The sequence below is a fragment of the Arthrobacter sp. SLBN-100 genome, assembly GCF_006715305.1.
Taxonomy (GTDB): Bacteria; Actinomycetota; Actinomycetes; order Actinomycetales; family Micrococcaceae; genus Arthrobacter.
The window spans coordinates 3,162,006-3,176,512 of sequence record NZ_VFMY01000001.1 but is presented as its reverse complement, the minus strand read 5'-3'; the positions used below and the strand labels follow the sequence as shown (position 1 = coordinate 3,176,512).

Sequence of the window (14,507 nt, the reverse complement as noted above, 5' to 3'; positions counted from 1 at the left end):
ATGTGCAGAAAACGCACATAAGTCTTGCCGATGCCAGACATAAGTCTCGCGGAGGTCCGCGAAAGCTGAGGGCGCATCGGAGGATATGATGCATCCCACCGAACCTATTGATGCCGCTGATACACTGGCGGGACGAAAGTTCACCGTTGAAAGATCGCCGTGCCGTGACGAATAATGTCCTGCTTTCCCGGCTCGACCTCAACCTGCTGATCTCGCTGGATGCCCTCATTACCGAGCGGAGCGTGACGAGGGCGGCCGAGCGGCTCCACCTCAGCCAGCCGGCGCTGAGCGCTTCGCTGGCGCGCCTGCGGTCCCACTTCGGGGACCCCATCCTGGCCCGCCGCGGCAATGCCTACGAGCTCACACCTTTCGCCCTGCGGCTGGCCGAGCATACCACCACCGCGCTTGAAGCGGCCCGGCGCGTCTTCGAGAGCCAGGCCACATGGGAGCCCAGCGAGTCCGAGCGCGAGTTCTCCATCTACGGCTCCGATTACGGCTTTACTACCGTTGGCCGGGTTGTTTCCGAGCTTGCGGCCGAGCGCGCTCCGGGCGTCCGGTTCCGGTTCATGCTGCACAACCCGATGGTGGTCGAGGACGCGGCCAACCGCCTTCGCTCCGTGGACGGCATGGTGATTCCCCACGGTTTCCTTTCCGGGCTCCCCTACCTGGACCTGTGGCGGGACGGATGGGTGGCCGTCGTCTCTTCCTCCAATGACGCCGTCGGCGAAAAAATCACCATGGAGAACATCGCTGAACTTCCGTGGGTGATGACCTACCAGACCCGGTCTGCCTCGACGTCGGCCGAACGCCAGATCATGCAGCTCGGTGTTGAGCCGCGCGTGGACGTGGTGGTGGAGAGCTTTCAGTCCTTGCCGCATTTTGTGGTGGGAACCAACCGGATCGCGCTTATCCAGGCGGCGCTGATACCGTTCGCGCTGCGTGTGGGCGGGGTGCGGGTCCTGCCGCTGCCCTTCGATGCCACGCCGCTGGTTAACGCCCTGTGGTGGCACCCGGTGCACAACCGCGATTCGGAGCATGAGTGGATGCGGGGCCTCTTCAAGGAGGCTGCCGATATCGTTGCCGCCGCTGCCGCCAAGGACGTCCCGTAAAACGCCTGGTGCGCTTAAAGGGCTCAGTGCCCGTCCGCTGAACGGACGGGCACCGAGGCATTCGCAGTGGAGGCTCAGGCTGATGCCAGCGTGGACCGTATGCTCTCGCGGATGAGGTCGTGCTGCTTGCGGACCAGCAGCAGCGGATCCACCTCGCCAAGCTCGGCGAAGGCATGGCCCTCCCACTCGCTGGACCAGTAGCCGCGGTAGCCGCCCTCGACGAACACGCGGACGAGTTCCGGGTAGTCGATGGCGGGCTCGTTGCCCTGGTCATCAATGTCGTAGAACTTCGCGTGGACGTGCATGATCTGCGGCATGATGTCCGCCCACTCCTTTGGGCTGACGTGCCCGTGCATGTTAAAGGCCAGGTGCGCGAAGGAACCAAGGCGGGCAGGATCGAAGTCCCGTGCCCGCAGGTAGCCGATGAACTCCTCCTGCCGCGCCCGCATCGGGGCGTCGGTGGCCCAGATGCCCTGCAGCTTCTGGACGGCTTCGTCGTCGAGTCCGGCACGGCGGACGGCCCGCAGGAGCGTGGGAGACATGCTGTGCATGGTGGAGGAGAAATCGGCCACGAAGCCCAGCAGCGGCGAATCCAGCTCCGCGTACACGTCGCGGACCTTCATGATCTCCGGGGAGTTTGGTCCCAGCGGTGCGTGGATTTCATAGGCAAGCTTGAGCTCCAGGTCCTCGGCGAGCGGCAGCAGCCGGCGCAGCAGTTCCGGCTTCGCACTCTGGATGCGGACCAGCGGGAAGCCGAGTTTCTTGGCGCCGTGGAAGAGCGTCTGCGTGAACTCGTATTCCTCGTCCGGTGTCATGTCCCGCTCCCGGCGCCGGCCCATGTCCAGGTTCGCGCCGAAGGAGCTGGCGGTGAAGCCGTGCTTGTCGAAGGCCTCGTGCCAGGAACGGGCGAAGTTGTCCGTGACATTCGGATAGGTCGGCAGGACCTGGGAGGCAACGATCTCGATGCCGGGGCCGATGCCCAGCTCCGCCACCCTGTTCAGCAGGCCGTCGAAGTCGTACCACCCGGCCCGGAACTCGGCACTTGCCGAGTACAGGGTGAGCCCCAGCGAGAACGGATCGTCCTCAGCCTTCGGCGGAGGCGGCGTGAGCGCCGTCGTCAATTCAGGAACCGAAGCTGCCCTGTCCGTGACGGCCAGCTCCAGTGTCTGGTTCACGAAGTTGGGGACATACATCCCTGGACCGCCGTCCTGGCCCGGGGCGATCTGCATGTAGGGCAGGCGCAGCTCCCCGATGAGCTGGATGGTGTGCTGCTCGCCCAGGGCCACAGGGGTATCCCTCTTGGCGATCAGCAGGGGGTGCTCCTGCAGGTACCAGAGAGTTTCGCTGTGTGCCTGCAGATCCGGAAGCGCATACCGGACGCCGCCGAGTTCCAGGGTGAGGTTCTCGGTGGGAACGTCCTGCCCATCAACGGTGAGCCGCAGGCTGGAGACCGAAGAGAGCCACAGGCTCCGGTACCACGGCAGCGTCAGGGCCAGGGCGAGTCCCTCCGGATGGGTGCGGAGGCTTGAATCGTCAAGAAGTCCGTTGGGCATGGTTGTTCTCTCTGCTGGGAGGAGGAATGAATCTAGGAAAGTTCGCCGGCGATGCGACGGATCAAGGAGTGCTGCCGGCGTACCTGCTCGATGGCCCGCCACAGGGTGCGTTCGCCTTCGTATTCGCTGGAGAGGTAGCCGGTGTAGCCGGCGTCCTTGAGGGCCTTGAGCACGGGCAGCCAGGGAATCTGCTGGTCCTCCAGTTGCTCGTTGATGTCGTGGAACTTCGCCTGGATGAACACCACGTACTGCGCAATGTCAGTGAAGTCGGCGGGGTCGACGCCGATGCCGTCCAGGAAGGCGGGCCGGGTTTCGCGGGTCTCGCCTTCGCGCAGCGGGATGGGCCGGTCCTGGAAAATTCCGGTGTCGATGAGCAGGCCGAAGTTTTTTGTTCCGGTGCGTTCGATGAGGCCGATGTAGTCCTCGACGACGGGGTGCTTGATGGGCGTGGGCGAGTGGATCTCAGGGCAGATGATGATCCCCAGTTCATGGGCCAGGTCAAGGGAACGTTCCACCGATTCGGTCCAGATAGGGTCCGGAACCAGGTCGCTGGAAACAACGCCGATCTTGGGCCGCACGAAGCCGAAGCCCAGCCGGTGGGCAAGCCGCAGATCCCGCTGCAGCGCCTCTGCACCCTCGGCAACCGTCATGCTCCGGCCCGGGTGCAGCCGGGTGTCGATCCAGGATCCGTAGTTTGTAGGCTCCAGCGAGTACTTCTCCAGCAGGCTGAACCATTGGTCAACCCAGGCCGGGGAGGGTTCCGGATAGTTGGGGATGTGGCCCTCGCCAAGGATCTCGACGCCGGTGGCCCCCACATCGGCGACGGACGCCAGGGCGCTCTCCAGGTCCATCACGGTGCCGTAGTCGCCCATGTAGCTGTAGAGCGAAACGCCGTAGCGGAAGGTGCCCTCACCGCCCTCCGGCCCCAGCGTCACCGCACGGCTGACGCGGTGGACGGTGGGCTGGTGCTCCACAGGTATGTAGGACATCCGCAGCCGCAGCTCGATGGTGAGCTCATGGACACCCTGCGGCAGGCCGCCGTCGAACGGAACGGTCACTACCGCCGCTTCCTCCAGGGGCCAGCGCACGCCGTCGCTTTCCCAGAGCTGCTGCAGGGTGTAGGTCCGCCCACCGAAGGTCCACAGGGGAACGGCAGGGCCGACGTCGACGATGTTGCCTACGCGGACCGCAATGCCGTCGATGAGCGACGCGGCCATTCCCCGGTAGGAAGGCATCCGGACGCGGAACTGGAAGCCGGTGGTACGCCCGCCCTCGGTGACGTTGCGGAAGCCGACGGACTGGATGAGGTCTCTTTCGAGAAGCATCGTTGCTCACTCTCTCTAGGTGCAAACTGATCGTAGCATCGTTATGTCTCTTTCATACTAAAGTATGTAAACTTTCTCCATAACTCATCTTGCCGAATAAAAGGAGCTCAGATCACATGGCCGACGTGTTGAACGCACTCATCCTCTCCGGGCATATGACCTGCGAGCACGACAACGAATTCCGCAGCTTCCGTGCCCACAACCAGTGGCTCACCACGGTGCTTGAAGACACAGGACGGTTCCGCGTCCGTGTGATCGAGGACCCGCGGGGGCTCGGGGCGAACGTTATCGACAGATACGACGTGGTCATCATCGTGTTCGAGGGCCGCGATGGGTACCACGAAAAAGCGGTCGGTTTCGGCGCTGAAACCGACGCGGCCCTGCTGAAGTTTGTCCACGACGACGGGAAAGGCATCGTCTGGTTCCACGGCTCGGCCGTGCAGGAGGACGACTGGGGTTACCCCGAGGAGTACAACATCATGCGGGGTGCGAAGCTCAGCGTTCCCACCGGGCTGCGCCCGCGTCCATGGGGTGAGGCCCTGCTGCAGACGGCCCGGCCGCGCCACCCCATCACGGAGGGCATCAGCGACACCTGGACAGTGACGGGTGACGACATCCTGACAGGCGTCCAGCTGTACGAAGGTGCGGAGGTGCTTCTCTCAGTGTTTGACGACGTGGACTCGTACAAGAACGCGCCCATGTGGCCGATGTCCCACTATCCGGTGGCCATTCCTGCGGAGGGCGTCGAGGGCCTTCCCGGCATCAACACGCTGCAGCCCCTTGCATGGATCAACAACTACGGCGAAGGCCGCAGCTTCACGATTACGATCGGGCACGACATCGACACGTTCCGGCGGATCGAGTTCATCCGGATGTTCCCCCGCGGCGTGGAATGGGCTGCTAATGGCAAAGTCACCTTGGAAGGACCCGACCGCCGCGGTGAGCGCCGTTTCCTGCCGTGGCCCTACTACAACCAGGAGGGGTAACGAAGGAGGACGCGGCCTAACCCTCCCCGGAGCTTCCGTTCAGCTCGGCGCGCGTGGGCGGGTTGGCGCCGGGCCGCGACACGGTCACCGCAGCCGCCTTGGCCGCGTGGGCCAGCAATTCGGCGAGGCCCTCGGCGGGAAGTTCCCGGAGGTCCTTCCGGTTCTGCGCGCCGTCCAGGCCGCGGTCCACCAGGCCGGACAGCAGGGCGGCCATAAAGGAATCGCCGGCGCCCACCGTGTCTGCCACGTCAACCTTCGGTGCAGGACACTCCGCTTCACCCGCAGCCGTAATCCCCCACGGCCCGGCTGCTCCGCGGGTGACCACCACCATGGCCGGCCTTTCAGTCCTGCCCAGCGTCAGCCACCGCCGGGCAGATTCCAGCACGTCCTCGCCCGGATACAGCCAGGCCATGTCCTCGTCTGAGGCCTTGACCACATCGGCCAGGGACACGAACTTTTCCACGTGGCGGCGGGCGTAGTCCACATCGGTGACGATGCTGGGCCGGCAGTTGGGGTCGAAACTGATGGTGGCTCGCGGGTGGGCGTATTCGACGGCGGCCAGCACGTCGGTGGCGCCCGGCGCCAGCATCGTCGCAATGGATCCGGTGTGCAGCAGGGTGGTGCCCTGCAGCATAAACGCCAGCCGGTCGGCGATGCCGGGAAGCTCCCAGGCGAGGTCGAACGTGTAGGTGGCGGCGCCGTCGTCGTCAATCAGGGCGGTGGCCACGCTGGTAGGAAGATCGTCCGGGCCCAGCGGAAGCATCACGGAACTGGAACGCAGGTGCGCAGCGACGGAATCGCCGTACGCGTCCCGGCCGTAGCGGCCGATGAACTGCACGGGGTGGTCCAGGCGGGCGAGGCCCACCGCGACGTTCAGCGGGCTGCCGCCCACGTGGGCTTCGATTCCGGAGGCGCGCTGGACTACGTCGACGAGGCCTTCGCCAATAACTGTGAGCATGGTCATACTCTGCCAGAGAAGTGCACCGGGCAGCAGGTCGTGTCAGCCCAGCGCGGCAGCCTCCTGTGCGAGCCGCGTGATCTGCTGCCAGTCCTCGCCTTCGACGGCGGAACGGGGCGTGAGCCAGCTGCCGCCGACGCACGTGACGTTCGGAAGCGCCAGGTAGTCCGGTGCGGAGGCAAGGCTGATGCCCCCTGTGGGGCAGAACTGCACGGCCGGAACCGGCGCCCCGATGGCGGCAAGGTAGTCCGGGCCGCCGGCGGGTCCGGCCGGGAAGAATTTCATGGCCGTGACGGCGCGCTCCAGGAGGGCCATTACTTCACCCACGGTTGCCACGCCCGGCAGCACGGGGATGTCCAGCTGCAGCATGTGGTCCAGCAGCGACGGCGTCACGCCGGGACTGACCAGGAACTGGGCACCCGCGGACACGGCGTCGTCGGCCTGTGCCGGAGTGAGGATGGTCCCGGCGCCCAGCAGGATGTCCGGCACTTCATTGGCGATGCGCTTCAGTGATTCAAGCGCGCTGTCCGTGCGCAGCGTCAGCTCGATGATCCCGACGCCCCCCTCAACCAGCGCCCTCGCGACCGGAACGGCGTGCTGCGGATCGGCGATGGTGACCACCGGGATGACAGGGGAAACGTGCAGGACGCTGGTTGCGTCAGCCATGGGTAATCTCTTTTCTCAGGCCGTCCAGCCCGTCGGTGTCGATGATGCGGTACCAGTGCGCCAGCAGGTGCGCGAACGTGGTGTTGGCCGCGAGCTCCTTATCAAAGATGCTGCGCACTCCCAGGAGCGCCGGCACTACGGTGACGGCTGACCGCTCGGCGGGGAGGGCCGTTTGAAGCTCCTCCGCCAGGGGATCGTTCAGGTCTGCGGCGGCAGTGGCGGCCACGTGGTGCATCCATGCGGCCACAGCAAGCGCGGCCCAGCGTGGCTCGCGCCCGGCGTCGAGGGTGGCGCGGGCGGTGGTCAGCAGCCGGAGGCCGATTTTCTGGGACCCGTCGCTGCCCACCTTGGCGGTGGTGTGGCCCAGCGCCGGGTTCGCGAAGCGCTTGAGGACCTGGGCGCAGTACGTTTCACCGTCCAGGCCCTCGGGGAGGCTGATGGTGGGCAGCGCATCCTCGGCCATCATCCGCTGGCAGGCCACGCGGAAGGCGTCTTCCGCCACCGCGTCGCTGATGGTCGCCTTGCCGCTGGCCAGGCCCAGGTACGCCAGCATCGAGTGGCTCGCGTTGAGCAGGCGCAGCTTGGCCGCCTCCCACGCGGCCACATCGTTGCTGAACAGCACCCCGGCCTGTTCCCAGGCGGGCCGGTCCCCGGCGAAGTTGTCCTCGATGACCCACTGCATGAAGGGTTCGGCCACCACGGCGGCCTCGTCCCGGAGTCCGAGTTCACGTTCGACGGCGTCAAGGTCACCGGCCGTGGTGGCCGGCACCATCCGGTCCACCATGGTGCTGGGGAACGTGACGTTGTCCTCCAGCCAGGAGAGCAGCGGCCCGGATTCGTCCTCGGGCAGGGCGGTTGCGAACGCCCGGACCAGCGCGCCGGTCAGTTCACCGTTGCCGGGGAGGTTGTCGCACGAAACGACGGTGAGCGGTCCCCCGCCGGCCAGGGCCCGCTTCTGGATGCCGCGGGTGACCTGTCCGATGGCGGTCAGGGGAGCGTTCCCGGCAAGGTCGGCCTGCACCTGCTCGTCCTCCAGGTTCAGGGAACCGGTATGTGGATCGATCCGGTACCCCTTTTCGGTGACCGTCAGCGTGACCACCCGGGTGCTGTCCGCGGCGATCCTGTCCACCACGGCATCCGGCTCGTCCCGGCCGGAGATGGCCTCCACGATGCTGGAGACCACGCGGAGCGGCGCGGCGCCGCTGCCCCGCTCCGTCACCGTAAAGAGGCCGTCCTGCGGGGCCAGTTGGCGTGCCACGGTGTCGGAACGCTGGGTGACCCCGATGATCCCCCAGCCGGAATCGCCGGTGGCGAGCATGGCTTCTTCTGTAAAGACGGCGGTGTGGGCGCGGGCGAAGGCGCCCAGGCCCAGGTGGACGATGCCGGGCCGGGTGGTTTGGCCTGCGAGGGGTGCGCGGTGTTTGCCGTTGCCGGTGAGGGAGGCGGCGCTTAGGCGTGTGATGGTGCTGCTCCTTCCGGTGCCAGGCGGATGGAAGCGTGGGCCCGGGTTTGCTCCAGCGTGGGGATGAAGCCGGTGCCGCCCTTGCCGCCCACCACCAGGGATGCAGCCGCTGCCCCATACCGTGCAGCGTCAGGAAGGCTGTCTCCAAGGACCATGCGGGCGGTGAGGGTGCCGACGAAGGCGTCGCCTGCGCCGGTCTGGTCCACCACTGCGGGGGCCGGGATCGAGCTGATCCAGGTTTTGTCCTGGCCTTCGCCGTCCAATTGGATTCCATCGGCACCGCAGGTCACGGCAACGTTCCGTGCACCGAGGCTTCCCAGTCTCGCGGCGGCCTCGACCGGTGTGGCGCAGTCCAAAAGCGCGGACGTTTCGCCGGGGAAGGACGGAGTCACCAGGAAGGCGCGGGGCGCCAGCTGCAGCAGTGCCGCCGTCGCCTCCTCCACCGAGGTGAGGCGGGGCGGAAGTTGGGATCAAAAACAAAGCGTTTGGCCACGGCGGCGGCCTTGAAAACCGCCGCCCGTGAGGACTCCGAGACGGCGCAGGCGATGCCGCCCGCCACTACGGCTCCGGCGGCGGCGAAAACTGCCGGGTCGACGTCGTCCGGCCCCAACGCGGAGCCGACGCTCCCCGTGCGGGCGTACGAGAACTCGCGCTGCCCGTCCGGGTCGCAATGAACCAGGTACACGCCCTGCTGGCCGCGGCGGAATTCCAGCAGGTCGGGGGATATCCCGAGCTCCACGATCCTGGTGGCGATCGCCTTGCCCAGGTCGTCGTCGGTCAGTACGGACAGGAGCCCCACGCGGGCTCCCGCGGCAGCGGCTGCCGCGGCAACATTCAGGGCGTCGCCCGAGATGCCAAGCTGGGCCGGTACGCCGTGGCCGAATGCCACGTCGGTGGCCACCTCAACGAGGATCTCCCCCATCACGACGACGTCGAACGGCTCTTGCGTGGGGTGTTGCGTTGTGAGGCTCACCAGTCATGCACCGATCCGTCGAGCCGCCGGTTGATGGGCAGGTACTTGGGGTCGAACGGGAAGCGGGCGGCAGCTTCCTCGTTGAACTCCACGCCGATGCCGGGGGCGTCACCGGGGTGCATGTAGCCGTCATTGAAGGTGTAGGAGGTGGTGAAGACCTCGTTGGCGGGTTCCCGGTGGCCCATGTATTCCTGGATGCCGAAGTTGGGGATGCTCATGTCCACGTGCAGGGCCGCGGCGAAGGAGGCCGGTGAGAGGTCTCCGGCGCCGTGCGAGCCGGAGCGCACACCGTAGAGGTCGGCGAGGGAGAAGATCCGGCGCAGGTGCGTGATGCCGCCGGCGTGTGACACGGAGGTGCGGATATAGTCGATCAGCCGTTCGGTGATCAGCTGCTGGCAGTCCCAGATCGAGTTGAACACCTCGCCCACCGCGATGGGCGTGGTGGTGTGCTGCCGGATGAGGCGGAACGCGGACTGGTCCTCGGCCGGCGTCGGGTCCTCGATCCAGAAGGGCCGGTACTGCTCCAGTGAGGCGCCCAGCCGGCCGGCCTCGATGGGCGTGAGGCGGTGGTGCACGTCGTGCAGGACGTGCACGCCGTAGCCGAACTGTTCACGCACATGCGCCATCATCTTCGGCGCGAAGTCCAGGTACGCCGTCGTCTCCCAGGTGTCCTCCTGCGGAACGTTGCCGCTGGCGGGCTCGTAGAGCTTGCCGTCCACGGGTGCGATCCCGTAGGTCTTTTCCAGTCCGGGCACGGCGGCCTGGGCGCGGATCGCCTTGTAGCCGAGGTCCAGGTGGTGCTGGAAGTCGGCGCTGAGGTCCTCCAGCGTGGAGCCGCTCGCGTGGCCGTAGACCATGACGCCCTCGCGGGCGGCGCCGCCGAGGAGTTCGTACACGGGCATGCCGGCGGCTTTGCCCTTGATGTCCCAGAGCGCGACGTCGATCGCGGCGATCGCGGTCATGGTCACCGGTCCGCGCCGCCAGTAGGCACCCTTATAGAAGTACTGCCAGGCGTCCTCGATGCGGCGCGCGTCCCGGCCGATCAGCAGCGGGCAGAGGTGCTCGGACAGGTAGGACGCCACGGACAGCTCGCGCCCGTTGAGGGTGGCATCGCCGATGCCGGTGATGCCGTCCTCGGTTTCAATAACGAGCGTGACGTAGTTCCGTCCGGGCGACGAAACCACTACCCGTGCGTCGATGATCTTCACTGGTTGGTCCTTCAGGTGTCGGGGGATAGTGCAAGTAGGTCGCGGCAGGTGTCGTTATGAGCCGCCATAACGACACCTGCTGCTACTTGGTTGCGGTGGGTGGGCTGTTCCGGGGTGGTCAGTTGGCGGTGAGGCGGAGCATGACCTTGCTGCTGCCCGCGGCCGGGTCAGCGGAAACGCGCATGGCTTCCTCGGCCTGGTCAAGATCAAACGTGTGCGTGATGACCGGCGACACGTCGAGGCCTTCCGCCATGGCGCGGAGGGCATCGCTGATCTCATCCACAAACCGGTAGGAACCGATCCAGGTGATTTCGCGTGTCACCAGGTCGCCCAACGCCGCGGCCGCGGGGGCGCCCGGCAGGTTGCCCACCTGGACGATGGTGCCGCCGCGGGCGGTGGCACGCAGGACCCCACCGAGTACTGCGGGGATACCGGTTGCTTCGAATACGAGTTCCATGTCCTGCGGGAGGGGGCCGCCGCCGGAGACGTTCAGCACCTCGTCGGCACCCATGGCCTTTGCGATAGCCAGCGACGCTTCACTGATGTCCGTGGCAATGACGTTCCTGGCGCCGGCGTGCTTGGCCGCAGCCACCACGAGGGATCCGATGGGGCCTGCACCGTTGACCAGGACGTCCCGGCCGGCGAGGCTGCCCACGCGGCTGACGGCATGAAGGGCGACGGCGAGGGGTTCGGCCAGCGCACCGTGCAGCGTGTCCACGCCCTCCGGCAGTGGCCGGATCTGGGAGGCGCGGGCGAGCTTGCGCTCGCTGAACCCGCCGTCAGTATGGGGATCGAAGGCGGCGGAGCCGAAGTACCGGATCTGCGGGTAGAGGTTGGTCCGGCCGGCCAGGCGCTCCGGCATGATGCCGTCCCCCACCAGTTCCGCCGGGTGCACCGTGACCGGCTGCCCCACCTCGAGGCCCCTGACGCCGGCGCCCAGCTGGGCGATCCGGCCGGCAACCTCGTGCCCCAGGACCAGCGGCGACTTCAGCGCCGCCGTTCCCGAGGCGCCGTGGCGCCAGTAGGAAAGGTCTGATCCGCAGATGCCGCCCCATTCGACGTCGAGCACTACCTCCCCGGGGCCGGCCACCGGCTCCGGCCGTTCGTCGATCCGGAGGTCATTGGCGCCGTGGACTACAACGGCTTTCATACGGCGTCTTCCAGGCGGACCATGTCGCGGCCGCGGACCTCGGGACCAATGAAGGCGGAGGTGAGGGTGATCAGTGAGTAGGCGATGAGCATCGCGGCCAGGGGCCACCAGTGGCCGGTGATTGCGGTGAGGGTGGCGGCCAGCAGCGGCCCGATGGCGGTGGCAAGGATGCCGCCGATCTCCTTGGCGAGCGCGAGCTGGGTGAAGCGCGCGCGGGCGCCGAAGAACTCGGCCATGGTGACGCTCTCCATGGCGAACAGGCTCAGCACGCCCAGGTTGAGGCCTACCACCATGGCGACGGTGATGAGGACAGTGTTGCCGCTGGTGACCATCAACATCATGGGAATGGCGAACAGCGCGGTGAGGGAGCTGAGTGCAAGGTAGAGCGGCCGGCGCCCGAAGCGGTCACCGAGGATGCCCATCACGGGGATGGTCAGGAAACCAAGCAGCGAGCCGTACATGATGGCGCTGGTGGCCACGCTCTTGTCCACCAGGAGGACGGTGGCGATGTAGCCAACGAGGAAGGTCTGCACGAGCCCGGAGTTTCCTGCCTGCCCAAAGCGAAGGCCGAGTGCGATGAGGAAAGCCTTGCCCTTGCGCTGGTGCAGTGCAGCCTCGATGGTGCTGGTCTTTGCCAGTTCCTGCGCAGCGGCGATTTCGCTCTTGGACAGTGCAACGCCATCGACGACGTCGGCGCGCTCTTCGAAGACGGGGCTTTCCTTGAGGGAGCGGCGGACCCAGACTGCGAAGATCATCAGCACGAAGCTGAACAGGAACGGGATGCGCCAACCCCAGGCCAGGAGCTGTTCCTCGGAGAGGGTTGCGGCCAGGATCGCCCAAATGGCAGATGCGGCGAGGGTTCCTGAGTTGGTGCCCAGGCACACGAGGGAAGAGATGAGGCCGCGGCGGCGGGCGGGAGCGAATTCAGCCAGCATCACGGTAGCGCCGGCGATCTCGGCGCCTGCACCGAAGCCCTGCGCCAGGCGCAGGGCCACCAGCAGGATGGGGGCCCAGATGCCAATCATCGCGTAGGTGGGGAGGACACCGATCAGCGTTGTGGACGCACCCATCAGGGCGATGGTGATGAAGAGGACCTTCTTGCGGCCGATCCTGTCACCCATCCGGCCGAAGTAAACGGCACCCGCAAGACGGGCAACGTAGCCTACACCGTAGGTTGCCATGGCGGCGATGAGGCCGATGACCGGGCTGACGTCGGGGAAGAAGAGCTTGTTGAAGACAATGGCTGCTGCCAGCGAATACAGCTGGAAGTCCATGAACTCCATAGCCGTTCCCAGCCAGCCGGATACGGCAACTTTGGCAAGGTCCCGGGTTGACCGGGATTCCTTCCTGGTGTTGGGGGGCGCAATGCTTTCGGTCATCAGGTGCTCCTTTGCAGGCGATGCGAACGAAGGGGATCAAACGGGGGGACGTTGGCGGTCTGCAACAGTGACCGACAGCACGTTCGACTACCATACAAGCACTACCATTCTAGTGTGTCAACCGCATAGAATGAGCACATGGTTAGGGATAAACGAGGTGCGGCGCCGCGGCTCTCCGTGCGGGACCAGACCCTTGAGACGCTTCGGCGGCGCATCATTTCGCTGCAGCTTCCTCCAGGCGAGCCGCTGTCCGAGAACGAACTTGCGCAGGAGCTCGGCGTCAGCAGGACGCCGGTACGCGAGAGCCTGATCCTGCTGCGCGAGGAAGGCCTGGTCCAGGTCTTCCCCCAGATCGGCTCCTTTGTGTCCCTGGTGGACCTGGGCCGGGTTTCCGAGGCCCAGTTTGTCCGCGAGGCGATCGAATGCGCTTCGCTGCGGGACCTTGCCGTGGACAGCGCGGGCATCGCCGGCCTGCGGGAGATTTTGAAGGCCCAGTCAGATGCCGATGCCGCGGGCGACGTGGAGGAATTCTTCCGGCTGGATGAGGACTTCCACCGGGAGCTGCTGCGCCTGGCGGGCCACGAGTCCGCCTGGGCGGCCGTCAACTCCGCCAAGGCCCACCTTGACCGTGCCCGCCGCCTCAGCCTGCTCGATACCCGGCCAGTGGCCACCCTCATCGAACAGCACACCGCCGTCGTGGATGCCTTGGAGGCCAACAACCTGAACGACGCCGACAGCAGCCTTCGCCTCCACCTGCGGGGCGTCTTCGAGGACGTCCAGCGCATCCAGGAATCAACCCCGGAGCTCTTTTCCGACGGTGCGGCGCCACGTCCCGGCAGGCGGAGCGTCGCCCGCCTTACCTAGCGTCAGTTGCCGGGGTCGCCGCCCGGAGCGGCCCGTTTACGCTCAGCCGAGCAGTTGCTGCACCAGCTCCCGGGACGTCACGTATGCCTCTGCCTCCGGGTCGATGAGGGCGAAGTGGTCGCCGGGCACCATGACCAGTTCCGCCGGCACCGGCCCGGCCTGGCTTGCCTCGACATAGGTGGCTGATATCGCCAGCGGAACGTCCTCGTCCTTCGTTGTGTGCACGGCATAAACCGGAACGTCCAGCGGGAGCGCAGCCATCGGGTCCGCGTACCGGTGCCGGCCGGGAAATTCCGACGACGGGCCGCCCAGCAGGTTGGCCACGGCACCGTTGCTGAGGTTGAGCCTTTCAGCCTCGGCGAGGTTCAGGACACCTGACTGGCTCACCACGCCGGTGAGACGGACGCCATCGTCTTTTGACCCGACGTCGCGGTGCTCTGCCTCCAGCCCCAACTGCCCCAGCCGGTCCCGGCCTGCCGCCCACACGGCCAGGTGCCCGCCCGCCGAGTGGCCAAGTGCCACCACGTTGGCCAGGTCCAAGGAATGCGGAGCAGCAAGCTCCTGCAGTTTGTCGATGCCCGCCAGAACGTCCTGGAAGGTATGGGGCCAACCGCCGCCGTTTCCCGCGCGGCGGTACTCGAGGTTCCACGCCGCCATCCCGTGGTCGGCAAGGTCCGCGGCCAGCGGCTCCCCCAACTCGGCACCGTACTGCGGGCGCCAGTAGCCGCCGTGAATCACCACCACCACGCCGCGGTGCGTACCGCCGTCGGGCAGTTCGGGGAGGAACAGTTCGCCCCACTGGCTGGGGTCATCGCCGTAGTAATACCTGTGCCGCTGCGCCATGTGCCGAGCGTACCGCGCCCTGACAATCCCC

Annotated in this window: 14 protein-coding genes; 3 read left to right on the top strand and 11 right to left on the bottom strand. The window is 66.6% G+C overall.

Annotated features, from left to right (window positions below; all coding sequences use genetic code 11):
* Positions 1-164 precede the first annotated feature (164 nt).
* The gene (locus FBY31_RS14625; RefSeq protein ID WP_142042396.1) at positions 165-1,109 is read left to right on the top strand and encodes a LysR family transcriptional regulator; all 945 of its coding nucleotides are present in this window, start codon (positions 165-167) and stop codon (positions 1,107-1,109) included.
* Between the two features lie 74 nt (positions 1,110-1,183).
* Here the strand turns inward: FBY31_RS14625 and FBY31_RS14620 are convergent, their stop codons facing one another.
* Together FBY31_RS14620 and FBY31_RS14615 are read right to left on the bottom strand one after the other, a co-directional pair.
* Entirely contained in the window at positions 1,184-2,662 is a 1,479-nt protein-coding gene (locus tag FBY31_RS14620; protein ID WP_142042393.1) for a sugar phosphate isomerase/epimerase family protein, read from the bottom strand.
* A gap of 32 nt (positions 2,663-2,694) precedes the next feature.
* Positions 2,695-3,987: a C-glycoside deglycosidase beta subunit domain-containing protein gene (locus FBY31_RS14615; RefSeq protein WP_142042390.1), complete on the bottom strand. Its 1,293-nt coding sequence runs from the start codon at positions 3,985-3,987 to the stop codon at positions 2,695-2,697.
* A 116-nt stretch (positions 3,988-4,103) separates the two neighbouring features.
* Between FBY31_RS14615 and FBY31_RS14610 the strand changes: the two genes are divergently transcribed.
* A complete protein-coding gene (locus FBY31_RS14610; protein ID WP_142042387.1) occupies positions 4,104-4,973 on the top strand; it encodes a ThuA domain-containing protein in 870 nt (289 codons plus the stop codon).
* Positions 4,974-4,989: 16 nt separating this feature from the next.
* Here FBY31_RS14610 and FBY31_RS14605 read toward each other — a convergent pair whose 3' ends face one another.
* From FBY31_RS14605 to FBY31_RS14575, 8 genes are all read right to left on the bottom strand, one after another.
* Positions 4,990-5,931, bottom strand: a complete 942-nt coding sequence (locus tag FBY31_RS14605) for a carbohydrate kinase family protein (RefSeq protein ID WP_142042384.1) — start codon at positions 5,929-5,931, stop codon at positions 4,990-4,992.
* Positions 5,932-5,973: 42 nt separating this feature from the next.
* Positions 5,974-6,597: a bifunctional 4-hydroxy-2-oxoglutarate aldolase/2-dehydro-3-deoxy-phosphogluconate aldolase gene (gene eda, locus FBY31_RS14600; RefSeq protein WP_142042381.1), complete on the bottom strand. Its 624-nt coding sequence runs from the start codon at positions 6,595-6,597 to the stop codon at positions 5,974-5,976.
* Positions 6,590-7,969 (bottom strand): mannitol dehydrogenase family protein, encoded by a 1,380-nt coding sequence (locus tag FBY31_RS14595; protein ID WP_268815657.1) that lies wholly within the window; start codon positions 7,967-7,969, stop codon positions 6,590-6,592. The genes eda and FBY31_RS14595 overlap by 8 nt, the downstream gene beginning before the upstream one ends.
* Before the next feature lie 77 nt (positions 7,970-8,046).
* Positions 8,047-8,502 carry a carbohydrate kinase family protein gene (locus FBY31_RS23395; RefSeq protein WP_235013071.1) on the bottom strand — a complete coding sequence of 152 codons (456 nt, stop codon included), beginning with the start codon at positions 8,500-8,502 and terminating at the stop codon, positions 8,047-8,049.
* A complete protein-coding gene (locus FBY31_RS23390) occupies positions 8,448-9,032 on the bottom strand; it encodes a PfkB family carbohydrate kinase (RefSeq protein ID WP_235013070.1) in 585 nt (194 codons plus the stop codon). Before FBY31_RS23390 ends, FBY31_RS23395 begins: the two co-directional genes overlap by 55 nt.
* Entirely contained in the window at positions 9,029-10,240 is a 1,212-nt protein-coding gene (gene manD, locus FBY31_RS14585) for a D-mannonate dehydratase ManD (protein WP_142042376.1), read from the bottom strand. The genes FBY31_RS23390 and manD overlap by 4 nt, the downstream gene beginning before the upstream one ends.
* A gap of 118 nt (positions 10,241-10,358) precedes the next feature.
* Positions 10,359-11,390, bottom strand: coding sequence for an L-idonate 5-dehydrogenase (locus FBY31_RS14580; RefSeq protein ID WP_142042373.1), 1,032 nt, complete (start codon positions 11,388-11,390; stop codon positions 10,359-10,361).
* Positions 11,387-12,769 (bottom strand): MFS transporter, encoded by a 1,383-nt coding sequence (locus FBY31_RS14575; protein ID WP_142042370.1) that lies wholly within the window; start codon positions 12,767-12,769, stop codon positions 11,387-11,389. Before FBY31_RS14575 ends, FBY31_RS14580 begins: the two co-directional genes overlap by 4 nt.
* Before the next feature lie 138 nt (positions 12,770-12,907).
* Here FBY31_RS14575 and FBY31_RS14570 point away from each other — a divergent pair, with 138 nt between their 5' ends.
* The gene (locus FBY31_RS14570; protein ID WP_142042367.1) at positions 12,908-13,633 is read left to right on the top strand and encodes a GntR family transcriptional regulator; all 726 of its coding nucleotides are present in this window, start codon (positions 12,908-12,910) and stop codon (positions 13,631-13,633) included.
* A 42-nt stretch (positions 13,634-13,675) separates the two neighbouring features.
* Here the strand turns inward: FBY31_RS14570 and FBY31_RS14565 are convergent, their stop codons facing one another.
* Positions 13,676-14,476, bottom strand: coding sequence for an alpha/beta hydrolase (locus FBY31_RS14565; RefSeq protein WP_142042363.1), 801 nt, complete (start codon positions 14,474-14,476; stop codon positions 13,676-13,678).
* Positions 14,477-14,507: the final 31 nt, after the last annotated feature.